We start from the raw sequence: 22,709 nt of genomic DNA, 5'->3' as shown, positions 1-22,709 counted from the left end.
CGGTCAGGGTACCTCGCCAACAGATAAACAAAGGGCAAGCCAATTGGCTTGCTCTTTTGTTTTTGCAGCACTGTGCGTAAGTAGTGGGGAAGGCCGGGTTCAGAGGGTCAGCAACTGCTCGTTCTCGACAATCTCGCACCCGGCGGGCAGTTTCGAGAGGGCGATCATGGCGCGGGCCACCTGACTGGCCTCGATGGCGCGCCAGCGGGCGAGCTTGCCCACCAGCAGCGGCCGAAACAGCGGGTAGATGGTCTGAAAGATCTGCTCGGAGAGGCGCGGTGGCTGGCGATCTCCGAGCAGCATGGCGGGCCGCACGATGGCGAGCCGTGGCCAGGATTGGGCCAGCAGGGCCTGCTCCATCTCCCCCTTGGTACGCGGATAGAGAGCCGGGGACGATGCACTGGCCCCCATGCTTGAGACCACGATGAGCCGTTGACAACCGTGGCGGCGGGCCAGCTCGGCAAAGGCGACCACATAGTCGAGATCGACCCGGCGAAACGCCTCGGCAGAGCCCGCTTCCTTGCGGGTGGTACCGAGGGCACAGAAGGCGATATCCACCGGGCGGGAGAGGGTGACGCTGGCCAGATCATCAAAATTGACTGGTAGCCAGTGGTGCGCATCCTTGCCCGGCTTGCGACAGAGCAGGGTCAGTTCATGTTCGGCAGGCAGTTGCTGCAGCAGTTCGCGACCGATCAGGCCGCTGGCTCCGGCAATCAGGATCCGGCTCATGGGGATTCTCCCTGTGTCATTCGATGGTGTTGATGCCATGGTGGCTGCTCATCAGCATCAGGCAATTTGCGAGCAGCTGCAATGGGGAGGAATGACTCAGTGTTGTCGGGCAGGATGAATTACGCGGGGCTGGATAAAACAAAACCGGCGCGAGGCCGGTTTTGCGGGATATCAGAGCGGGGTATTGAAGGCTGCTGGCAGCGGGAAGTCACCCGTCACTGTGGTCAGCCTGTCGTTGGCGAAGGTGACAGTGAGCTCTTTGCGCTCCTTGTCGCCGTAGCCCGGCTGGAATTCATAGAGGTAGTACCAGGTGTTGGGGTCAAAGCCGTCACGCAGCATGGGGGTCCCCAGTACATAGCTGACCTGCTCGCGGGTCATCCCCTGGCGCAGTTTGTCGACCTGTTTTTGTTCCACATAGTTGCCCTGGGGAATATCGATACGATAGACCAGGCTGCAACCGGAGAGGGTGAGGGCGGTCAAAGCCGCGGCAATCAGGTGTTTCATCCGCATATCGAGTTCAGATCATCCATACAGTCTTTTTGGCTCGGCAAATCATACCGACTCCCTCCACGGAAGTAAAAAGCCATTGATCCATCAGCCAATAAAAAGGGTCGCACTGCGACCCTTTCTGGCAATCCGGCAGCCGTTACATGGCGGCGCGGAAGATGGCGACGATCTCTTCGTGGCTCGCCTGTTTCGGGTTGGTGAAGCCGCAGGCATCTTTCAGGGCGTTGCTGGCCAGGGTATCGAAGTCATCGGCCTTGACGCCGAGCTGCTCCAGACCGGCCGGGATCTTCACATCCAGCGCCAGCTGCTTGATGGCGGCAATGGCAGCGGCAGCGCCCTGCTCGTCGCTCATGGCGCTCACGTCCACCCCCATGTAGCGGGCCACATCCTTCAGACGAGCCGCGCTCACCTGGGCGTTGAACGCCTGAACGTGGGGCAGCAGCACGGCGTTGCAGACACCGTGGGGCAGGTCGTAGAAACCGCCCAGCTGGTGGGCCATGGCGTGCACATAGCCCAGGCTTGCGTTGTTGAAGGCCATGCCGGCCAGGAACTGGGCGTAGGCCATCTGCTTGCGGGCATGCAGGTCATCGCCATGGTGAACGGCGGTGCGCAGGTGCTTGGCAATCAGCTCGATGGCCATCACGGCGCTGGCATCGGTCACCGGGGTGGCGATGGTGGAGACATAGGCCTCGATGGCGTGAGTCAGGGCATCCATACCGGTGGCGGCGGTGAGACCAGCTGGCTTGGCCAGCATCAGCTCGGGGTCGTTGACCGACATCAGCGGGGTAACGTGCTTGTCGATGATGGCCATTTTCACGTGGCGCGCTTCGTCGGTGATGATGCAGAAGCGGGTCATCTCGGAAGCGGTACCGGCGGTGGTGTTGATGGCGATAAGCGGCAACTGCGGCTTGGCGGAGCGATCCACCCCTTCGTAATCCTTGATGCTGCCACCGTTGGCGGCGACCAGCGCGATGCCCTTGGCGCAGTCGTGGGGCGAGCCGCCACCCAGCGAGATGACGCAATCGCAGCCGTTGGCCTTGATCATGGCCAGACCCGCTTCGACGTTGCTGGTAGTGGGGTTGGGTTTGGTCTCATCGAAAACAGCGCTTTCAATGCCATGTTCAGCCAACAGGGTGGTGAGCTTGGCGACCACGCCGATCTGGTTGAGGATTTTGTCGGTGACGATCAGCGCCTTGCGATAGCCGTAACCCTTGATATCGGCGGCGGCCTCTTGCAGACAGCCGGCACCCATCAGGTTGATAGCGGGAATATAGAATTTGAATGTAGCCATGATGGACTTCCTATAGTTAGCCATTAAGTGGTAGTTGAGAGCTAGGCTACCATCTAGAAAGGGATACAAAAGCATCTTGTTTACAACTTTACGGGGTCGATCACGAGTCGTTAATTAAGCGCTGAACCAGGCTTGACTTTCCCGCATCTGACTTGATTTGTAGAAAAACGTTTGTCAATTATTTCATTGAGTTAGCAAACGTTTTGCGCAATGTTTGTCACTGTCAATGCGTGGAAGTGTGAGGCGCTTCAAGGAATTGGAAAGCGCTTTCGACCATAGTTGGCGCCTCCCCGAAGAGGGGGGTAAAGGCTTGAAAGTATCATAAAGAATCATCTTAACTTGTGCCCTGACCATGCTGGCAGGGGGCAACCAGGAGTCCAATATGTCTGATGTATTTCACTTGGGTTTGAAGAAAGCGGATCTGCAAGGCGCCACCCTGGCGATCGTCCCCGGTGACCCCGAGCGCGTGAAGCGTATCGCAGAGCTGTTGGATAACCCGGTGCACCTGGCCAGCCATCGTGAATTCACTACCTGGCGCGGCGAGATGGACGGCAAGGCCGTGATCATCTGCTCTACCGGTATCGGTGGCCCGTCCACCTCCATCGCGGTAGAAGAGCTGGCCCAGCTGGGTATCCGCACCTTCCTGCGTATCGGCACCACCGGCGCCATCCAGCCGCACCTGAACGTGGGTGATGTGATCGTGACCACCGGTTCCGTGCGCCTCGACGGTGCCAGCCTGCACTTTGCACCGATGGAGTTCCCGGCTGTTGCCGACTTCGACTGCACCACCGCGCTGGTGAACACCGCCAAAGAGATGGGCTCCAAGCTGCACATCGGTGTGACTGCCTCCTCCGACACCTTCTACCCGGGTCAGGAGCGTTACGACACCGTATCCGGCCGCGTAGTGAGCCGTTTCCAGGGTTCCATGAAAGAGTGGCAAGCCATGGGCGTGCTGAACTATGAGATGGAGTCCGCAACCCTGCTGACCATGTGCTCCAGCCAGGGCCTGCGTGCCGGTATGGTGGCTGGCGTTATCGTCAACCGTACCCAGCAAGAGATCCCGAACGCCGAGACCATGGCGAAGACCGAATCTGATGCCATCAAGATCGTACTGGGCGCTGCCCGCAAGCTGATCTGATAGCACCACAAAGAGTGGGGGGTGGGGGCCGTTGCGAAAGCGCGGCCCCTATCTTTATCCGCCATTTGTCCCTTTTCTTCTCGCGTCACGCCACGCCTTTCTCTATTCCCGCCGCACTCGCGTCTATTGCCATCTACTGACGGCCTCTACTGATTGCTCCTAAAAAGGCGCGGCACAGCGGATCTGCATCGGCTCGCCGCTCACCGGATGAGCAAAATCCAGCTCGCTGGCATGCAGCATTAGCCGCGGCGCCTGTTCGCAGCCGGGTTGCAGCAGGCCGCCATAGAGATCGCAGCCGAGGATGGGGTGGCCCAGCAGCTGACTGTGGATCCGTAGCTGATGGGTGCGGCCGGTCTCCGGCACCAGTCGTACCCGGGTCAAAGGCACGGTCTGCCCCTGCATCTGCTGCTCCAGCCGCTCAATCACCTGATAGCGGGAGCGGGCGGGTTTGCCGCTGGTGGCGCAGATCTTCATCAGCGGGAAAATGGCCGGATCCTTGGCGATGGGGGCATCGATAAGCCCTTCATCACTAGCCAGATGACTGCACAGCAGGGCACTGTAGGCTTTGCTCACCGCCCGCTGGCTGAACTGCTGGCAGAGCAGGGCATTGATGGCCTTGTTTCTGGCCACCACCATGATGCCTGAGGTGCCAAAATCTAGGCGATGCACCAGGGTGCAGCCTGGGAAATCCTGCACCAGTCGATAGTGAACCGAGTCGAGGTTCTGCGGGTTCTTGCCTGACAGACTCAGCAGGCCGCTCGGCTTGTTGATGAGCAGCAGGTGCTTATCTTCGAACAGGATCTCGATGGCGGCACTGCAGGGCGGGGCGATAAAGGTGTCGACGATAACGGACATAGGTGGCACAGGCTGGAAACGGGGTGCGATCATACCCGAACCGGCGCTGCCGGGCGAATGGGCGGTGCGCTGCCTCGGAAAATGAACGGCATGACGCCATGCAACCTTTTGATAATGAGCCGTGTTGAGCGGGGCGGTGTGCCGTGCAAACCGCCCAGGTCAGCAACAAGGCCCCGTTTTGTGACCCCTTCCCGAGTTCATCCGAGGCTTGCTTGTTAAGGTATGGCTCCCTGTTATGTTGTAAGGACTCATCCCATGGCACTGCCCGTTATTCTCGATTGTGATCCCGGCCACGACGACGCCATCTCCCTCATTCTGGCGCTGGCCAGCCCTGAACTTGACGTGTTGGCAGTTACCACCAGCGCGGGCAACCAGACCCCGGACAAGACCCTCAACAATGCCCTGCGCATCCTCACCTTGCTGGGGCGCAACGATATTCCGGTAGCGGCGGGTGCGCCGAAACCGCTGGCCCGGGAGCTGATCATCGCCGACAACGTCCATGGCGAATCGGGTCTCGATGGCCCCAAACTGCCGGATCCCGCCTTTGCCCCGCAGGGGATGACGGGGATTGAGCTGATGGCCAAGTGCCTGCGCGAGAGCCCGCAGCCCGTGACCCTGGTGCCGACCGGCCCGCTCACCAATATCGCCCTGCTGCTGGCGGCTCACCCCGAGCTAAAGATCAAGATCGCCCGCATCGTGCTGATGGGGGGCGCCGCAGGGGCTGGCAACTGGACGCCGGCGGCGGAATTCAATATTTATGTGGACCCGGAAGCGGCCGATATGGTTTTCAAGTCGGGCATCCCCATCACCATGTGCGGCCTCGATGTGACTCATGAGGCGCAGGTGATGGACGAGGATATCGAGCGGGTGCGCGCCATCACCAATCCGGTGGCCCAGTGCGTGGCCGGGCTGCTCGACTTTTTCATGATCTACCATCGGGATCCCAAGTGGGGATTTGCTGGTGCACCGCTCCACGACCCCTGTACCATTGCCTGGTTGCTGGCTCCCCAGCTGTTCCACGGGGTCGAGTGCCGGGTCGATATCGAGACCAGTGGGGAGCATACCGTGGGGATGACGGTGGTGGATCGTTATGGTCTAACCGGCAAGCCAGCCAATGCGCTGGTATTGTTGGGGCTGGATCGTCCGGGCTTTATCGATCTGCTGGTGACGCGGCTGCGGGCGTTTGACTGAGCGCCGGTTCATTTTTGCAAGAAGGGGCGGGGAATGTGGAAGAGAGGCTTGGTGCTGCTGGCCGGGTTGCAACTGACAGGCTGTGCGACGCCATTTGAGCGGATGTGGCAGGGGTTGGCGACCTGTGAATTTACCGATCTCTATGTTGATGAGACGGGCAAGCCCGCCAATCTACAACTGGCCAACTACACCCCCTACAAGGTGAGTGACGGCTTTGCCTGGTACAAGGTGCACGAGGAGCTGCACGGCTTGCCGGTGGTCGGCTTTATCGTGCCCGCTTCCAGCTTCGAAGTGCATGCCCTCTTTGTCGATACCCCCATCGCCAACGCCCGCCGCTTGACCCATAACGCCTACGGCAGCGAGTTTGGCGACGAGCAGAAGCATGACGAGGGCTTAGCCCCTCTGCTTTTGCGCGATCCCAACAACCCCAAGCGCTCCATCATCGACTGCACCCGCGGTGAGTCAGACGGGGAGCTTGAGGATTCGGCCATGCCCGAGTAGAGCCACCTGTCACGCCATCGGCCTGAAAAAAGAGGGGCCAGCCTTGCCGGCTGGCCCCTCTTTAATTTAAAGCAGAGTGTGATTGCAGAGCGGTTCTCGGATCAGGGATAGCTCAACGTCTCTTTGATAAGCGGCAGTTGAGCCTTGATCCACGCCGGATTGATGGGACCCCAGTCGCTGATGCGGTAGTGTCCCTGCAGGTGGCGAGCCCCCTCGGTCTGCTCGAAGGCGCAGCTGATATCGAGTTCGGCTAGCGCGCTCAGGGTATCTTGCGCGGTGCGGCGCGGCATGCCGGTTGCCTCCATGATGGCGGGCACCGTATCTGTGCCCTGGCTGATCAGCCAGGCCACGTAGAGCCGCCGGTAGAAGCTGGTGCGGGTCTTGCTCGGCTCGCTCATAGCTCGTCCTCAAGACGATCGAAGTAGCGCCAGGTTGCGATGGCTGCCTTGCCCATCACCAGTGCCCAGAGGCCGAACCAGAACCAGCGGAAGAAGCTCCAGGTGGAGGCGTCAGGCTCGGTGCTCTCAATCTTGGTGACGTTGGGGAACATGGAGAACATGTTCACGCGCCAGCCGTAGGAGGTAATGATGGCCAGGCGTTTCTCGAACTCCATCGACTTGGCCTTGGCCTGGACGTCGGCGGCGTTGAATTTGAAGTAGAAGGGCCAGCCCCACTCGGTATCTTCATTGCGAAACACCCGGATCTTCTCGCCGGGGCGCTCGGTGTAGATGTAATAGACGTCGGTGGTGGGGCCGTCAGCCGGGTTCTTCTGGCTGATAGGGCCATCCTTGTCGGTACGCTTCACCTCGACCCCGGTGATGGTGGCGATGGTGTGCTCCGGCAGGTAGTAGTCGAGCCAAGCGGCGGAAATGAGGGCGATGAGCCCCAAGGCGATAAAAGCGGGTTTCTTGAATCTCAGGCTCATGGTGTGCTCACGTGAGGGGGAGTGACGTGCCTCTACCATACTCACATTTGCCCCCTCAGCCCAGCCCCTTATGGCACCAACGGCCAAAAAATGGCGTTTAAAACAGAGACAAAGCCATTGCTCCATCAACAAGAAAGGCCCTTGCGGGCCTTTTTGTCTGGTTCACTTTGTGCGCTTACAGCTGGAATTGGGCCAGCTGTTTGCGTTGCTGCTCGGCGAGCTGGGAGAGTTCGTTGCTGGCACTGGCGCTCTGGCTGATGCCAGCGGAGCTCTGGCTCACGATCTCGTGAATATTGGTGATGTTGCGGTTGATGTCGGCGGTAACGCAGGACTGCTCCTCGGCGGCGGTAGCGACCTGGGCGTTGGCGTCGTTGATCTGGCGCACGGCACCGGTAATGCCGCTTAGCAGATCCTGCACCTGAGCCGACAAGCGCTGGTTATGGCTGAGGATCTCCAGAGTCTCCTGTACGCCGTTGTTGGCGGATTGGGACTGGCTCTGCAGCCGCTCGATGATGGCCTGGATCTCCTTGGTGGAGTCCTGGGTACGGGCTGCCAGCATTCTCACTTCGTCGGCCACCACCGCAAAACCACGACCCGTTTCACCGGCACGGGCCGCTTCGATGGCGGCATTGAGCGCCAGCAGGTTGGTCTGCTCGGAGATCCCCTGGATCACTTCAATTACCTTGCCGATCTGCTCGGACTGGGATTTGAGCTGAGCCACGATGGCGGCGGCATCTTCCAGACTGCCCGCCATCCGGCTGTTGGCGGCGATGCTTTCGGTAAAGAGGGCGAGCCCCTGTTCGACCCGGCCATTGGCATCCCGCGCCAGCTCGTCGGCGATGGCGGCGTTGTGGTTGACGTTGTCAGCGGTGCTGGAGAGTTCGGTCACGGCGGAGGCGACCTGTTCGATCTCGCTGTGCTGCTGCTTTGCATTGGCCTCGGACTGGGTCATCACGGCGGCCAGCTCGGTGGCGGCGGAGGCGACGCTGTTGCTGATCCCGGTCAGGTTCTCGATGGTGCTACGAAGTTGCCCCAGAGTGAGGTTGATATCTTTGGCCAGACGGGTCAGCTCGTTGTTGCCCTCCGCTTTGGCGCGCACGTTGAAGCGCCCTTGCGCCACGGCGTGCATCACCTCTTGTAGCTGACTGATGGGGCTGACGATGCGCCCGGAGAGGACCCAGCCACAGATCAGCGCCGCCAGCAGGGTACCGGCGGTGAGCAGCAGGGTACGCAGCAGGGTGGCGTCGTAGTGGGCCTGCTCTTCGGCCAGCTCTTGCTGGATCAGCTGGTTGATGTGGGCGGACATGCTGTCGATCTGCTTGATCAGCTGTTCACCCAGCTCGCGGAAATGGAGTCGAGCCGCCTCGTAGGCGACCGGATCGCCGCCACCCTGATGTTTTTGCGCCAGCAGCGGCAGCATGTTGCTGCGGGTATGGCTGAGGTAGGCCTGCAGGGCGGCAGCGACCTGACGGTTATCCTGCTCGGCACCGGGGAGCACCAGACGGCCGAGGATGGCGTTGATCTCCTGCTCGGCGCTGTTGAGGTTTGCGGGCAGAGCGGCAAACAGCTTGGCATCGTAGAGGCCATAGATGGCGCTGGTGCGTAGCCGGTAGGTGGCGTGGATCAGTTTGGCAATATCGTCCTTGTGCTGGACCACGCTCTGGGTCGTCTCATCTATGTCATTGATGGCTTCATCCAAACCCTGTTTGCTGATGGCGATCATCACCATCATCAGCAGGCTGGCCAGCAGCAAAGGTATCAAGACCTGGACACGTATTGATAGATTATTCAATGACATAAATGGCTCTAATCCGGAATTGGAGGAGCCGACATCTTACACATGCACGTCAGGAGCTGTCACAGGCTTTTATTGCTGAAATGTGCTGAAGAAAAGGTTTTTTCTTGTGAGAAAGGAGCCATTTAGGCATGATTGAGCGCTTTATCCCCTGAATATGTGGTACAACTGGTTGGGTTGTGTCAATCCTGTCCCGTTTTCGTGATTTCCCGCTCTCGTCATATGGAGGTGTGTTGTGTCCAGCTGGATCGATCCGGCCATTCTGGCTCTGTTTATCCCGACCTTTTTCTTTGTCTCGGTGACCCCCGGCATGTGCATGACCCTGTCGATGACCCTGGGGATGAGCCTGGGGGTGCGCCGTACCCTGCACATGATGTGGGGGGAGCTGATTGGTGTCGGGCTGGTCTCGGTGCTGTCGGTGATCGGGGTGGCAGCCATCATGCTCAACTATCCGGGGATCTTCGCCGCCTTCAAATATGTGGGGGGTGCCTATCTGGTGTGGCTTGGCATCCAGATGTGGCAGGCCAAAGGAAAGATGGCTATTCCGGCGGATCTCTCGGCCGGTCAACAGACCAGCGCCATGGGGCTGGCGGTGCAGGGCTTTGTCACCGCCATCGCCAACCCCAAAGGGTGGGCTTTCATGATCTCCTTGCTGCCCCCCTTTATCTCTGCCGACAAACCGATGGCGCCGCAGATCAGCGCGCTGGTGGCGCTGATCCTGGTTATCGAGTTCTCCTGCCTGCTGCTCTATGCCAGCGGTGGCCGTACTCTGCGCCACTTCCTCGCCAAGAGCGGCAACGTCACCCTGATGAACCGCATCGCCGGTACTTTGATGCTGGGGGTGGGGGTCTGGCTGGCGCTCGGTTAAGAGCCGTCTGTGACCCACACCACGAAAGAAAAATGCCACCGGTCGGTGGCATTTTTAATGGGCGCCGGGTGGCTCAGCGCGGCTTGAAACGCTCGACCCAGGGGTTGGCGGTGAGGCCGTGCAGAATGACGCTCAATATGATGGTGCAGAGTACGGTGGCGATGATGGGGCGCTGACCAATCAGGGCTGGCTGGTTTTGCTGCACCATTACCGCAAAGACGATGCTGGCAAGGCCCCGTGGCCCAAACCAGCCGATAAAGAGCTTGAGCTCCGGCTTGAGGCCGGTGCCGATGAGGCTCAGCCAGACCGGTACCATCCGCAGCAGGGTGAGGCTGGCGACGGCATAGATCCAGTATTGCCAGTGCAGCAGCTCCGGCAGAATGGGCATCAGGGTGGCGCCAAACACCATCCAGATCACCACGGAGAGCAGATCGCCGTACCCTTCGCAGCTGTCCATATAGGCGTGCTTGTGCTCGCCGAGGCGGTGGCCGATAAAGAGGCCGCCGACAAAGGCGGCGATAAAGCCGCTCCCCCCGAGAGTCTGGGCCAGCGCAAAGCAGAGCAGCGCCAGCCCCGGCATGGTGAGCTGACGCCAGAGCGGCAGTTGCCAGCCATTGAGATAGGAGATTTTCAGCAGCCGGACGGTGAGGGCGGTCAGCACAAAGGCGACCAGCAGGCCAATGCCGATCTCCTCCAGCATCAGGGTGATGGCAAGAGTGGCGGTGCCTGCGTGCTGCTCTGTGGGGGCGATAAGAGCCAGCAGCAGAAGCAGTACCGGTACGCAGATGCCGTCGTTGAGGCCGCTCTCCTGATTGAGCCCTTCGCGCACCGGTGCCGGCACCGCGGGGTTGCTGACCACTGCCTTGCCGAGCGCCGCATCGGTGGGGGCAAGAATGGTGGAGAGGATCGCCATCTCCAGCAGTGGCAAGTCGGGGAAAATCCAGTGGCCAAACAGGGCGCCACAGAGCAGGGTTAGGGGCAGGCCAATCAGCAAAAGCCGGATGGGGAGCTGGCGGTTGGCCAGCAATACCTGCCAGTTGGTGTTGGCGGCATCGTTGAACAGCACGATGACCAGCGTCAGCTCGGCCAGCAGCTTGATGCCTGCGCTGTCGATAGAGAGGGAGAGCAGCTCCAGCCCGCCCGGCCCCAGCAGCCAGCCAGTCAGCAGAAATAGCAGGGGGCCGTTTACCAGCTTTGATTCAAAGCGCCCCGCGATCAGGCTGTAGATCAGCAAGAAGGCGGCGATCACCGCCAGATTCTGGTAAAGCAGGTGTGCATCCATACAACCTCCTTTCTGCCCCCCGCAGGGGTGGTTTAATCGGTCAGGCAGTCGGGGTCGAACACATACTCGCCGTCCAGCCAGCGCACGATTTCGTCTACGCAGGATTGGTCACGAAACGGCAGGTAACGCGCCTTGAGGGCGGCAATCTGCTCGGGAGTTAGTCGGGCCAGCCCCAGATCCTGAAACAGCGGCAGGTCGGCCTCGATCATTGCCGAGATCTGCGGGCCGCAGGTGGCGTTGAGGGCGGCATGCAGCGCCTTGTCGGGGTCGTACTGTTTGCCGAGCCGGTAGCTCATTGGCAGGGTGGCGAGGGGCAAGGCCGACAGCGCCGCCTGTTTCATCGGGTTGACCGCGTGGCCAGAGACCAGATCCGCCAGCTCGGCAGGGCGGTTCTCGAAGGCGCGCAGGTGGAGGTAGCTGCTCGCCTTGCTGCCATCGTTGACCGGGTAGTTGTCCCACAGGAAGGGCTTGCGGCCGAGCAGTTCGGTCACCTGTTTGAGGTGGCTGGCCGGATATTCGCTGGAGCAGACCTTGGGGCCGGTCCAGAAGATCTCGAAGCGGCGGTCGAGCTGCTCGCCAAGCTCCTCCAGATAGCGGGGAGGCATGGCGCCGAACACCTTCTCCAGCACCGGATCGGTCGAGTAGTAGCTGGGGCAGAAGATGAGGCGGGTCGCCTTGCTGTGGGCCACGATGTCGTGGGCGATGGTGAGCTGGTGCCGGGCCAGGTCCGGGGTATCCCCCTTCATGTCGTCAAACAGCACTGCCAGAATGTCAGGCTGGAGCATCTCGTCGATGAGGCGCACTTTCTCAAGCAGCGCCGAGCGCTTGCGATCGTAGTCATGATGCGCCCCCATAGGGCTCAAGCCCACCCCGAAGGCGAGTCCGTTGGCGCGGCACTGGCGCGCCAGCTCGGCGAGATCCGCCAGCTGCTGCTCGGGCCAGGGGAGGGCCCAGTGCTTGCGCAGATAGCCATCCTCTTTCGGGGCATAGATATAGAAGCCGTAGCCGTGGCGTGGCAGCCACTGGGCGTAGCGGGCGCGGGCCTGCCAGCTCCATCCCTTGCCAAAAAAGCCTTCAATGACCCCCAGATTGGCAGCGGGGGGCAGGGGGCCGGACAGCAAACTTTGATATGGCATAACACTCTCCCTTCTTGCTGGGGACTTGATACGGGACGGTCGGTCAGACCGGGTCCTCTTCCTGAAAGCGCACCCCGATCTTGCTCGGCACGCTCTCGTCCATTTCGGCCACGGTCCAGATCAGGCCCTGCCATTCGATGTTGTCACCGACCACCAGATTATCGCCCAACTGGCTGGCAATAAAATCACCCAGTGTCTGATCCGCCACCTCGCTCACATCCAGCCCGTAGAGAGGGGCGAGATCCACCAGCCGCGCGGCTGCTTCCAGCAGGAAGTCACCGAAGAAGCGGGGGCCGAGATCCTGCTCCGGTGCCTGGCTAAAGAGCTGGCCGAGGGCAGGGAGGTCACGTTCGTGGCCGATCACGCAGAGGATGTCATCGGCCTGCAGACAGGTACTGCCTGAGGGGTGGAGCAGCTCGCGGCCACGAAACAGGGCGCAGATCCGGGTGCCGGCGGGCATCTGCAGATCCCGCAGCGGCGAGCCGATGCACCACTTCTCCTCCCCCAGCTGGTAGACGAAGGTCTCCCACTGGCTGTCGAGATCGATCTCGAGCCCCGAGCGGTTGATGGGCGACGGCGGGGCCGGTACTTCCACCCGCGCCAGTTTTGAGGCCAGCGGCAGCGAGCTGCCCTGCAAAATTAGCGAGACCAGCACCACGAAGAAGGCGACGTTGAAGTAGAGCTGGGCGTTGGGTAGCCCCGCCATCATGGGGAACACCGCCAGAATGATGGGCACCGCGCCGCGCAGGCCAACCCAGGAGATAAACCAGCGCTCGCGGGGGGCGAAGTTCTTGAATGGCAGCAGTCCGATCCAGACCGACACCGGGCGGGCAAACAGGATCATCCACATCGCCAGCGCCAGTGCGGGCAGGGCGATGGGCAGCAGTTTGTGGGGTGAGGCGAGCAGCCCCAGCACCAGAAACATGCCGATCTGGCTGAGCCAGGTCAGACCGTCCAGCACCGACAAGGTGGTGCTGCGGCTGCGCAGGGCGAGGTTGCCGAGCAACAGACCTGTGAGATAGATGGCGAGAATGCCGCTGCCACCGACCGCTGTGGTGAGGGCGAAGATCAGCAGACCGCCGCTGACGGTGAGCAGCGGATAGAGCCCCGGCGCCAGGCGGGCGGTGTTGATGAGACGCCACAGCAGCCAGCCGCCAACAAGGCCAATCCCGGCGCCAAGACCAAACTGCTTGACCAGTTGCAGCAGCAGGAAGCCCCCATCCAGCCCTTGCTGGGCGGTGGCGAGCACCTCGATGAGGGTGACGGTGAGAAACACCGCCATGGGATCGTTGCTGCCCGATTCTATCTCCAGCGTCGCGCTCACCCGCTCGTTGAGACTGCGCCCGCCAAGCAGGGAGAAGACCGCCGCCGCATCGGTGGAGCCGACGATTGCACCGATCAGCATCCCCTGCATCAGGTTGAGGTCAAACAGCCAGGCGGCGGCCAGACCCGTCAGGCCGGTGGTGATGGCCACCCCGACCGTCGCCAGCGACAAGGCAGGCCAGAGTGCAACCCGAAACGAGGAGACCCGGGTGCGCATGCCGCCGTCGAGCAGAATGATGGCCAGCGCCAGGTTGCCCACCAGATAGGCGATGGAGTAGTCAGCGAAGTGGATACCACCGGGGCCATCCTCACCGGCCAGCATGCCGACGGCGAGGAAGATAACCAGAATGGGAATACCGAGGCGGGAAGAGAGGGCGCTCAACAGTACGCTGGCTCCCACCAACAGGGCAGCGACAAAAAAGAAACTGTTGATGGTAGCGGCATCCAAGGGCGAACTCCTTCCTGGTAATGTGCAAAGTAGGCACATTATATGCAGTTAGGCCCCCCTTGTGTGGCTTATTTGTGCATCAATTTGCACTTTCTTACATTTTTCATCCCTTTTTTCAGCATGGCCGCGCCATATTCTGACAGTGACGGGGTTAACGAAAGCGGAGTCAAAGGAGCGTCGATTTCAGGATGCGCAGGGAGGAGAGGGCGGGGAAAAGCGAAACGGCACAGCAGAGGGAGAGGGGAGCACAAGGGCGCTCCCCACGGGATGGGGGCGGGATTCAGTCGTCCTCGTCATCCTTCACTTCGCGGATCTTGTCCTTGTAGTTGGGCAACTGCTTCTCCAGCCGTTTCATGTCTTTGATGGCATTGAGAAACAGCCCGAGCAGGAACAGCAGCGGCAACCCTATCCACAGCCAGAGATTCATGGGATTTTCCTTTCGTCAGGACAGGTGGTGACATAACGGGCCAAAATTTCATCAAGGTTGGCCAATATGGTCGACTTGCCTTCAATATCCGCCTGTTGCAGGCAAAGCGCCAGTGCTGCGGGATCGAGCCGCTGCTCATCGGACTCCAGCGAGAAGCTGATATGCCAGGGCTCGTAGGCGACCCCGCTCTCTGCCCCGACCGGCTTGGCATAAGGGAGGAAGAAGCCAAAGTCGCTCATATGGTCGCTGAGCCACTCGCTGAGATCTGCAAACCAGCCCCCGGCTTCATACTCCCAGGGCTCCAACGCCAGTTTGGTATCGGCAGGTAGGCAGTCCGGGTCGTAGATATCGAGATCGGTCCCCCAGTGGTGACGGCTGGTGCCGGGCAGGGCGCTCCAGCGCAGGATGGCGTGCAGCCGCTCTGTCTCACTCAGTTGCAGGGCATCGATGGGCTGACTGTTGGCATCGAGCAGTGGCCGCTCGCCGCGCCACTTGCCATTCCAGATGGCGAGCTGGCGCTCGAAGCTGCGCCAGCTGGAGGCCGCATGCAGGTTGAACCCCTCATAGGCGGCTGCCACCTGCATGTCGTTGAAGGCCGCCGCGGTGGCAGCAGTCAGCCGATGGGGGCCGCGCCCCACCAGAATAAGGTGGCTCTCGTCGAGCCCCAGCAGTTGTTCCTGCGTCATGCCAGCAATCTCTCGAGCACCCCTTGGTACATGTCTGCCAGCAGATCCAGATCGTCCGCCTTCACGCACTCGTTCACCTTGTGAATGGTGGCGTTGACGGGGCCGAGCTCAATCACCTCGGCGCCGGTGGGAGCGATAAAGCGCCCGTCCGAGGTGCCGCCGGTGGTGAGCAGGGCTGGCTGCTGACCGTTCACCGCCTCGATGGCCGCCACGGCGGCATCGAGCAGCGCACCGGTGTCGGTGAGGAAAGGCTGGCCGGAGAGGGTCCAGCTCAGTTGATAATCGAGGCCATGTCTATCCAGCAACGCTTCGACCCGCTCGCGGATATCCATGTCGGTCAGTTCGGTACTGAAGCGGAAGTTGAACTGGACGTGCAGCTCGCCCGGAATGACGTTGGAGGCGCCGGTGCCGGCCGAGATGTTGGCGATCTGGAAGCTGGTGGGGGGGAAGTAGGCGTTGCCCTCATCCCACACGGTGGCGGCAAGCTCTGCCAGTGCTGGCGCCGCCTTGTGGATCGGGTTGTCCGCCAGATGGGGATAGGCCACATGGCCCTGCACCCCGCGCACCAGCAAATCGCCGGTGATGGAGCCGCGGCGGCCATTTTTCACCACATCCCCGACCACGGCGGTAGAGGAGGGCTCGCCGACGATGCACCAGCGGATCTTCTCGTTGCGGGCCTCCAGGGTGTCGATCACCCGGGTGGTGCCATTGATAAAGGGCCCCTCCTCATCGGAGGTGATGAGAAAGGCGATGGACCCGGCGTGATCCGGATGCTCGGCGACGAAGCGCTCGACCGCCACCACCATGGCAGCCAGCGAGCCCTTCATGTCGGCGGCACCACGCCCGTAGAGCACGCCATCCTTGATGGTCGGCTCGAACGGCGGGGTGTGCCATTTGTCCAGCGGCCCGGCGGGCACCACGTCGGTGTGACCGGCGAAGCAGAACAGCGGCCCCTCGCTGCCACGGCGGGCCCAGAGGTTGGTGGTGTCCTCAAACACCATGGGCTCGATAACGAATCCAAGCTTGGCGAGGCGCTCCGCCATCAGGGTCTGGCACCCTTCATCCAGCGGGGTAACGGAGGGGCGGCGGATCAGATCCTTGGCCAGTGCGATGACATCCGACATCAGTTGTCCTTAGTTGTCCTTAACGGGAGAAGAGGGATTGGTAGTGATCAGCCTTGAAACCCAGAGTCAGTTCGCCGTCACGATCCAGCAGCGGGCGCTTGATCATGGCCGGATGTTCCAGCAGCAGGGCGCGTGCCTTGGCGGTGTCGAGCCCCTGTTTGGCCTCATCCGGCAGGGCGCGGAAGGTGGTGCCGCGGTTGTTGAGCAGCGCTTCCCAGCCGAGTTTTGCCAGCCAGCTGTCCAGATCGTCCGGGTTCAGGCCGTCGGCGCGGTGGTCGTGAAAGCGGTAGTCGATACCGGCCTCATCCAGCCACTTGCGGGCTTTCTTGATGGTGTCGCAGTTCTTGATGCCATAGAGGGTGGTGGCCATGGGGAGTCCTTCTCTTGTGGGCGCTGGCCGTGGCCGTGCCCGAAAATCCGAATCAACAGAGTGCAAGGGCCCGATTCTGGCATTGTGGCAATCCCATGGCAACGCTGATGGTCCGGCTTGCGGGTTTTACCGGAACTGGTCACACCTGAGCAGCGCTTTTGAAATCAAGATCAGAAGCGGTGCGGTGGGGATGCCCGATGGGGCGGTGATTGCGGAGAAAAGCCGCTATTGCAAGAGAAAAAGAGAAGGGGGCAAACGCCAGATAGCCAAAACGCGCCAGCGGGCGCGTTTTGGTCGGCATTATCAAGCATGTCAATCAGTGCAGGGTGGTCCACTCATGGTCAAAGACCCGGGCCCGTTCCCAAGGTGCATCAGGCAGGCTGGAAGAGAGGCCAGTGTATTTGCCCACGTCGTCCACCACGATGGCGGAGAGGATCGGCAGGTTGTTTTCGGTGCAGTACATGCGGATGCGTTGCAGCAGGGTGCGCAGTTCATCCTGGCACTGCTCCAGCCCGGCCTGCTTGGCCAGTTTGGAGTAACGAATGGTAGTGCGTTCCTTTGCAGACTCGACGAGGATGTCCCACAGCTTGTAGTCGCAGGTCGAAGCACCTGCGGTGGCTTGGCTTGTCATAACTCTCTCCGGCGCGAAATGGTCGCTATGTGTCGAAGCGCATCTTCGCCAGTTCGGCGCCGTCAGATGTTGATCCAACGCAAAAAAGAGGGGAGTCGCGTCACACAATTCCCGGATATGGGGTGATAAAGGTTTTTCGGTAGTTGAAATAACGAAAAATTGTTACATGACCGACATATTATGCTAATGAATCACGGTGACAGCACCTTTATTGATAGGGATCAAAGGCAAACAGTGGTCAGATCACTAGATTTCGCTCTTCGATAAATTTATCAGGAGTGAATATTGGAACTTTTATTCGTCTTGCTCGTTCTGGTCGCCGTGGTCTACGGCATCATCAAGGATTACAACCCGCAGGCGGTGCTGGCGCTGGCGGGCATGGCCATTTTTGCGGTGGCCTACTGGCTGGGGCTGCACCCCATTCTCCCCGCTGACAAGAGCACCGGTTTCGCCCTGTTCGACCTGTTCGAAGTGTTCAAGGGGATCTTCTCCTACCGTGCGGCGGGACTTGGCCTCACCATCATGGCGGTGGCGGGTTTTGCCACCTACATGTCCCATATTGGGGCCTCCCAGGCGCTGGTGCGTGTTGCGGTCAAACCGGTGGCGGGCATCCAGTCCAGCTATCTGATGCTCTCCATCTGCTATCTGGTGGCGGTATTCGTCTCCCTGTTCGTCACCTCCGCCACCGGCCTTGGCCTGCTGTTGATGGTCACCATGTATCCGGTAATGCGCAACCTCGGCATCAGCCCGGCCTCCGCTTGTGGCGTCATCGCCACCTCACAGGCGTTCGAGATTGGCCCGACCCAGACCAACGCCATCTTCTCCGCCGGTCAATCCGGCATGGATCCGACCAGCTATTTCGTCGACTACCAGATCTGGCTGGTGGCCCCCATGCTGCTGGTGACCATGGTGCTGCACTTCTTCTGGCAGCGTCACTGCGATCGCAAGGATGGTTGGGATCCGGCGCTCCATCGCGGCGATCACGCCGAGCTGGACGAGCAGGGCACCGAGAGCGTGCAGGCGCCTACCTGGTATGCCCTGCTGCCGATCATCCCCTTCGTGCTGATGATGACCTTCTCCAAGCTGCTGGTGAGCGATATCAAGATGAGCGTGGAGGTGGCTATGCTGCTGTCGGTCTTTATCGGCATGCTGTGCGAGCTGCTGCGTAGCCGCTCGGTGCGTACCGCGTTTGCCGGGCTGTCGAGCTTCCTCGACGGTATGGGCAAGGTGTTTGGCCCCGTGGTGGCGCTCATCGTCTGTGCCGAGCTGTTTGCCGAATCCCTCAAGGCCATCGGCGCCATCGATACCCTGCTGCACTCTGCCAGCAATGCCGGTATCGGCAGCGGTCTGATGACGCTGGTGATGGTGGCGCTGATCATGGTAGCGGCGGTCATCATGGGCTCCGGCAACGCGGCGTTCCTCAGCTTCTCGACCCTGGCACCGGCGGTGGCGGCCAAGTTTGGCGTACCTGCGGTAACCATGCTGCTGCCGATGCAGCTCGCTTCCAGTATCGGCCGCACCGTCTCCCCCATCGCGGCTGTGCTGATCGCCTGTGCGGGGATTGCCAAGGTGTCGCCCTTTACCGTGGTCAAGCGCACCAGCGTGCCGATGGCGGGGGCGCTGGTGACGGCGCTGACCCTCAACTATCTGCTGTTCATGTAGTGATGTGGGTTATGTAGTGGTGTTTGGAATTTACCGGTCGGGCGGGTGGCATGGCTGCCCGCCTTTTTCTCACTGTGTCGCATTGTTGCAATAGACGATCGGCCATCAACGCTGATTGTTGCATGGAGAAGATAATGACAGTTGTAAAGAGCCCGTTTTCCCTCGATAACTATCTGGCCGATTTGGCCCCGCTCATCAACCTCGATTGCGGTACTCGCACCCCGGCCGGAGTAGCGAAGGTGGCCGACATCATGACCGAGAAATATGAGGCCATCGGCTGGCAGGTGACTCGCCACCAGTTTGCTGCCGAGTGCGGCCCCTGCCTCGAGATCACCAATGCGCCGGGTGCCGATCACTACGACGTGATGCTGTGCGGCCACATGGATACCGTCTTCCCCGAGGGGACGGCGGCCAAGCGCCCGCTCAAGATTGAAGGCAATCAAGCCTTTGGCCCCGGTGTGTCGGACATGAAGAGCGGCCTGCTCTCTATCTGGTATGCCCTCAAAGAGATGGATCCGGCATTGCTTGCCAAGCTCAAGGTGCTGGTCTGCTACAACTGCGACGAAGAGATTGGCTCCCCCTGGTCGAAAGATTGGCTGGTGGAGAAGGCCAAACAGAGCGGCTGCGTGCTGGTGGCCGAGGCAGCCCGTCCCAACGGGGATCTCATCAGCGCCCGCAAGGGCAATGCCAAGTACCGCATCACCTTCCACGGCAAGGCGTCCCACGCCGGTTCGGCCCTGACCGAGGGGGTCTCTGCCATCACCGAGCTGGCGCATTGGGTGCTGGCCATCAACGAGCAGGTCAACATGACCACGGGCACCACCATGAACGTTGGCGTGGTACAGGGCGGCACTGGTGTCAACGTGGTGCCGGACTTTGCCGAGGCGATCGTCGATCTGCGCTTCTGGAGCAACGAAGAAGCCGCTGCGGTGCACGACCGGCTCACCTTTATGGCCAACAACCCCTTCCTCGCCGGTTGTCGGGTCGAGGTGGATCGCCAGACCTTCAAGCCGGCGATGCGCCCGAGCGGTGACACCGAGGCGCTGATGGCGCTGGTGGAGGCGGCAGCCAACGAGGAGGGGATCCCCTTCAACTGGCTGGAGGCCGGTGGCGGCTCGGATGCCAACTTCACCGCCGCCGCAGGTGTGCCGTCGCTGGATGGCTTCGGCCCCATGGGCGGCGGCTTCCACTCGGAGGCGGAATTCCTGATGCTGGAGAGCATCGAGCCGCGCATCCGTCTGTTGCAACGGGTGCTGGGCAAGCTGGCGAAATAAGCCGTTTTATCCCTTGTTCGGGTCGTCATGGCCCGCTCAAAACTGGTCCGTTCAAATCCAAACGGGAGGCTGTTGCCTCCCGTTTTTTTATCTCGATTTTTCGCGCGCTGAGTGAGCGGGCCAGATGGTTTGAGGCCGTTACCCCTGTGGCTCGGCCAGATAGGCCAGATGATCCTGCCGCGCCACCTGCCAGCCATCGAGGCGTAGCGGGGCGGCAAAGCACGGGCCGTCGGTCACCATGGTGTGGTACTCCCCCTGCTCGCCGCAGGCATCGAAGCCCTGTATTGCAGCAAGCTGCTGCAACTCGGCGAGGGTGGCGGCATCGAGGGTGCGTCCCACCCACTCGGGGGCCAGCACCCGGGTATCGACGCAGGAGAGGTGGGCGACGATGCCGCGGGCCAGCATATCCGCCAGCAAGGCTTGACGAGATTGCTGCCAGAGCGGGGTATGGACGGTGAGACCCAGCGGCTGGCAGCGTTCGCGGATCCAGTTTGGCGCGCCGCCCACGCTGTCGATATCGCCGGTCACCACCCCGTCGAGGTTCCACTCCTGCTGCAAGCTGCTCAGCGCCGTCTTATAGCTCTGCTCTAACGGCGCTTCTATGGTGACCAGCAGATGGGGCAGCCCGAGGGCTTCCGCCTGACGGCGCACCAGCGGCAAGGGGTGAGCGAGAAATCGGGGCTCTGGCGGGGCAAAGGTGGCCAGTGCCACCACCTGATGGCCCGCTTGGCGGGCATGACAGAGGGCCAGCATGGCATCTTTGCCACCGCTCCAGAGCAGGATGACGCGAGACATGGATGAGATTCCGGTGGTGAACGAGGAGGGGGCATGCTACCCAGCGGCGGGGGCAGAGGTAAAGGCATAGTGTCCGGAAATGGCGGCGGGGAAGTGGTTGAGGTAACTGAGCGGGGAAAAAAGCAGGCCCCCGAAGCGGGGGCCTGTATTGCAATAGCGTGGTAAACGCCGCTGCGATTAGAGCAGGATGCTGGTGAGGATAAAGCCCAGCGAGCAGGAGGTCACCACCCCGATCAGCCCCGGAATGATGAAGCTGTGGTTGATGATGAACTTGCCGATGCGGGTGGTGCCGGAGCGGTCGAAACCGATACAGGCCAGATCGCTCGGGTAGGTCGGCAGCACGAAGTAGCCGTAGCTCGCCGGCAGGAAGGCGATCAGCAGCTTCGGCTCCACACCCAGCGCCAGACCCATGGGGGCGATGGCGGTGAGGGCGGCGGCCTGGCTGTTTACCAGCTTGGAGATGAGGAACAGCACCAGGGCGTAGGTCCAGGGCTGGGCCTGTACCACATGGGCCAGAGTCTCTTTGAGCAGCGGCATGTGAGCCTGGAAGAAGGTCTCGCTCATCCATGCCACCCCGAATACGGAGAAGATGGCGACCATGCCTGCCTTGAAGACTGCACCGTTGGCGATCTCGCCCGGCTTGACCTTGCAGCGCATCAGTATGATGGCACCGGCGATCAGCATCATCATCTGGATCACCAGGTTCATGGAGAGCGGGCCAGTTTTGTCCTTGATGGTGAACACCGGACGCAGACCTTCGTTGGCACCGAGCAATACCACGGCAGCGATGGCGGCGAAGAAGATCCAGGTAGACCAGTAGGCCTCTTTCGGGAACTTGGTGTTAAGCAGGGTCTCGCCACCACCGTAGATGAAGGCACGCTGCTCCGGGTCTTTGATCTTGGCCTGGAACTCTTCGTCCTTGTCCAGATCCTTGCCGCGACGCAGGCTCCACAGGGCCGCCACGATGACACCGGTCAGGGAGGAGGGGATGGCGATCGTCAGGATGTCGAGCAGGCCGTAAGCCTGACCGATACCGTGACCGGCCGCCAGAATGGAAACCATGGAGACCACGGCAACGGAGACCGGGGAGGCGCAGATGGCCATCTGGGAGGCAACGGAGGCCACGGCCATCGGGCGCTCGGGACGGATGTTCTTCTGCAGCGCGATGTCAGCGATGATGGGGAACATGGTGTAGACCACGTGGCCGGTACCGCACAGGAAGGTGAGGGTCCAGGTGGTGAGCGGCGCCAGGATAGTGATGTATTGCGGGTGACGGCGCAGCAGACGCTCGGCCACTTGCATCATCAGGTTGAGGCCACCGGCAGTCTGCAGGGTGGCGGCACAGCCGATCACCGCCAGAATGGTCAGCATCACCTGCACCGGCGGTTCGCCTGGCACCAGGCCGAAGACGAAGGTCAGCAGGAAGAGACCGATACCACTGATGAGACCGAGTCCCATGCCCCCAAAGCGGGTACCCAGCAGCAAGCAGCCGAGTACCACTAAAAATTCCATCAAGATCATTCCGTTACCTCGTGTGATTCAACCCATATTGCCGCGGGTAGCCTGAACCATGAATTGTCATTGTCTGTTTTATTTAGCCCAAAAGGGTTAGTTGCTATTCTGCTCCCCTGAAAAAGTGAAAAAATTGAGTTACTTCAATAACTCGATGAATTTTTGATTAAACCACTTAAAAACCACGTACTAACAAAAACATCATTTTTGTCACCAAGTGGTATCACTCGGGGCCAAGC

The 22,709-nt window shown here is 60.9% G+C and carries 23 protein-coding genes; 6 read left to right on the top strand and 17 right to left on the bottom strand.

Annotation, left to right across the window (positions count from 1 at the left end; genetic code table 11):
- Window positions 1–99 precede the first annotated feature (99 nt).
- The 3 genes from A9G06_RS07290 to yiaY all read right to left on the bottom strand — a co-directional run bounded on the left by A9G06_RS07290 (window position 100) and on the right by yiaY (window position 2,527).
- The gene (locus A9G06_RS07290) at window positions 100–729 is read right to left on the bottom strand and encodes an NAD(P)H-binding protein (protein ID WP_069554746.1); all 630 of its coding nucleotides are present in this window, start codon (window positions 727–729) and stop codon (window positions 100–102) included.
- A 171-nt stretch (window positions 730–900) separates the two neighbouring features.
- Window positions 901–1,239 (bottom strand): outer membrane protein assembly factor BamE, encoded by a 339-nt coding sequence (gene bamE, locus A9G06_RS07285; protein WP_069554745.1) that lies wholly within the window; start codon window positions 1,237–1,239, stop codon window positions 901–903.
- Between the two features lie 136 nt (window positions 1,240–1,375).
- A complete protein-coding gene (yiaY, locus tag A9G06_RS07280) occupies window positions 1,376–2,527 on the bottom strand; it encodes an L-threonine dehydrogenase (protein ID WP_069554744.1) in 1,152 nt (383 codons plus the stop codon).
- Between the two features lie 382 nt (window positions 2,528–2,909).
- On the opposite strand from yiaY, the gene udp reads away from it, so the two are divergent.
- A complete protein-coding gene (gene udp, locus A9G06_RS07275; protein ID WP_005337975.1) occupies window positions 2,910–3,665 on the top strand; it encodes a uridine phosphorylase in 756 nt (251 codons plus the stop codon).
- A gap of 159 nt (window positions 3,666–3,824) precedes the next feature.
- On the opposite strand, the gene A9G06_RS07270 is transcribed toward udp, so the two are convergent.
- Entirely contained in the window at window positions 3,825–4,553 is a 729-nt protein-coding gene (locus tag A9G06_RS07270; RefSeq protein WP_083243742.1) for an RluA family pseudouridine synthase, read from the bottom strand.
- 222 nt (window positions 4,554–4,775) lie between these two features.
- Here A9G06_RS07270 and rihA point away from each other — a divergent pair, with 222 nt between their 5' ends.
- Window positions 4,776–5,711, top strand: a complete 936-nt coding sequence (rihA, locus tag A9G06_RS07265) for a pyrimidine-specific ribonucleoside hydrolase RihA (protein WP_069554742.1) — start codon at window positions 4,776–4,778, stop codon at window positions 5,709–5,711.
- A 33-nt stretch (window positions 5,712–5,744) separates the two neighbouring features.
- Window positions 5,745–6,212: a hypothetical protein gene (locus tag A9G06_RS07260; RefSeq protein ID WP_069554741.1), complete on the top strand. Its 468-nt coding sequence runs from the start codon at window positions 5,745–5,747 to the stop codon at window positions 6,210–6,212.
- Between the two features lie 101 nt (window positions 6,213–6,313).
- On the opposite strand, the gene A9G06_RS07255 is transcribed toward A9G06_RS07260, so the two are convergent.
- The 3 genes from A9G06_RS07255 to A9G06_RS07245 form a co-directional block, all read right to left on the bottom strand.
- Window positions 6,314–6,610, bottom strand: coding sequence for a helix-turn-helix domain-containing protein (locus tag A9G06_RS07255; RefSeq protein ID WP_005344341.1), 297 nt, complete (start codon window positions 6,608–6,610; stop codon window positions 6,314–6,316).
- The gene (locus tag A9G06_RS07250) at window positions 6,607–7,137 is read right to left on the bottom strand and encodes a DUF1523 family protein (protein ID WP_005350438.1); all 531 of its coding nucleotides are present in this window, start codon (window positions 7,135–7,137) and stop codon (window positions 6,607–6,609) included. The genes A9G06_RS07255 and A9G06_RS07250 overlap by 4 nt, the downstream gene beginning before the upstream one ends.
- 175 nt (window positions 7,138–7,312) lie before the next feature.
- Window positions 7,313–8,935, bottom strand: a complete 1,623-nt coding sequence (locus A9G06_RS07245) for a methyl-accepting chemotaxis protein (protein WP_069554740.1) — start codon at window positions 8,933–8,935, stop codon at window positions 7,313–7,315.
- A gap of 232 nt (window positions 8,936–9,167) precedes the next feature.
- Between A9G06_RS07245 and A9G06_RS07240 the strand changes: the two genes are divergently transcribed.
- Window positions 9,168–9,800 carry a LysE family translocator gene (locus A9G06_RS07240; RefSeq protein ID WP_069554739.1) on the top strand — a complete coding sequence of 211 codons (633 nt, stop codon included), beginning with the start codon at window positions 9,168–9,170 and terminating at the stop codon, window positions 9,798–9,800.
- A 73-nt stretch (window positions 9,801–9,873) separates the two neighbouring features.
- Here A9G06_RS07240 and A9G06_RS07235 read toward each other — a convergent pair whose 3' ends face one another.
- The 8 genes from A9G06_RS07235 to A9G06_RS07205 form a co-directional block, all read right to left on the bottom strand.
- Entirely contained in the window at window positions 9,874–11,082 is a 1,209-nt protein-coding gene (locus A9G06_RS07235) for a cation:proton antiporter (RefSeq protein WP_069554738.1), read from the bottom strand.
- 32 nt (window positions 11,083–11,114) lie between these two features.
- Window positions 11,115–12,218: a beta-N-acetylglucosaminidase domain-containing protein gene (locus A9G06_RS07230; protein ID WP_069554737.1), complete on the bottom strand. Its 1,104-nt coding sequence runs from the start codon at window positions 12,216–12,218 to the stop codon at window positions 11,115–11,117.
- Window positions 12,219–12,261: 43 nt separating this feature from the next.
- The gene (locus A9G06_RS07225; RefSeq protein WP_069554736.1) at window positions 12,262–13,989 is read right to left on the bottom strand and encodes a potassium/proton antiporter; all 1,728 of its coding nucleotides are present in this window, start codon (window positions 13,987–13,989) and stop codon (window positions 12,262–12,264) included.
- Between the two features lie 280 nt (window positions 13,990–14,269).
- Window positions 14,270–14,416: a hypothetical protein gene (locus A9G06_RS21885; protein WP_005337933.1), complete on the bottom strand. Its 147-nt coding sequence runs from the start codon at window positions 14,414–14,416 to the stop codon at window positions 14,270–14,272.
- Window positions 14,413–15,102: a M15 family metallopeptidase gene (locus tag A9G06_RS07220; RefSeq protein ID WP_069554735.1), complete on the bottom strand. Its 690-nt coding sequence runs from the start codon at window positions 15,100–15,102 to the stop codon at window positions 14,413–14,415. The genes A9G06_RS21885 and A9G06_RS07220 overlap by 4 nt, the downstream gene beginning before the upstream one ends.
- The gene (dapE, locus tag A9G06_RS07215) at window positions 15,099–16,226 is read right to left on the bottom strand and encodes a succinyl-diaminopimelate desuccinylase (protein WP_069554734.1); all 1,128 of its coding nucleotides are present in this window, start codon (window positions 16,224–16,226) and stop codon (window positions 15,099–15,101) included. The genes A9G06_RS07220 and dapE overlap by 4 nt, the downstream gene beginning before the upstream one ends.
- A 19-nt stretch (window positions 16,227–16,245) precedes the next feature.
- Window positions 16,246–16,596 (bottom strand): ArsC family reductase, encoded by a 351-nt coding sequence (locus A9G06_RS07210; protein ID WP_069554733.1) that lies wholly within the window; start codon window positions 16,594–16,596, stop codon window positions 16,246–16,248.
- A 316-nt stretch (window positions 16,597–16,912) separates the two neighbouring features.
- Window positions 16,913–17,227, bottom strand: coding sequence for a hypothetical protein (locus A9G06_RS07205; protein ID WP_005337929.1), 315 nt, complete (start codon window positions 17,225–17,227; stop codon window positions 16,913–16,915).
- A 285-nt stretch (window positions 17,228–17,512) separates the two neighbouring features.
- Between A9G06_RS07205 and dcuC the strand changes: the two genes are divergently transcribed.
- Both dcuC and A9G06_RS07195 read left to right on the top strand, forming a co-directional pair.
- Complete coding sequence (gene dcuC, locus A9G06_RS07200; protein ID WP_005350454.1) at window positions 17,513–18,889, top strand: C4-dicarboxylate transporter DcuC; 1,377 nt, start codon at window positions 17,513–17,515, stop codon at window positions 18,887–18,889.
- A 134-nt stretch (window positions 18,890–19,023) separates the two neighbouring features.
- Window positions 19,024–20,163 carry a M20 family metallopeptidase gene (locus tag A9G06_RS07195; RefSeq protein ID WP_069554732.1) on the top strand — a complete coding sequence of 380 codons (1,140 nt, stop codon included), beginning with the start codon at window positions 19,024–19,026 and terminating at the stop codon, window positions 20,161–20,163.
- A 138-nt stretch (window positions 20,164–20,301) separates the two neighbouring features.
- Here the strand turns inward: A9G06_RS07195 and A9G06_RS07190 are convergent, their stop codons facing one another.
- Window positions 20,302–20,958: a hypothetical protein gene (locus tag A9G06_RS07190; protein ID WP_069554731.1), complete on the bottom strand. Its 657-nt coding sequence runs from the start codon at window positions 20,956–20,958 to the stop codon at window positions 20,302–20,304.
- A 177-nt stretch (window positions 20,959–21,135) separates the two neighbouring features.
- Window positions 21,136–22,479, bottom strand: a complete 1,344-nt coding sequence (locus tag A9G06_RS07185; RefSeq protein ID WP_069554730.1) for an anaerobic C4-dicarboxylate transporter — start codon at window positions 22,477–22,479, stop codon at window positions 21,136–21,138.
- Window positions 22,480–22,709: the final 230 nt, after the last annotated feature.

Source organism: Aeromonas sp. DNP9, assembly GCF_001728955.1.
GTDB lineage: Bacteria > Pseudomonadota > Gammaproteobacteria > Enterobacterales > Aeromonadaceae > Aeromonas > Aeromonas veronii.
Note: the sequence above shows the minus strand (reverse complement) of the source record. Positions and strands in the feature narration are given on the sequence as shown.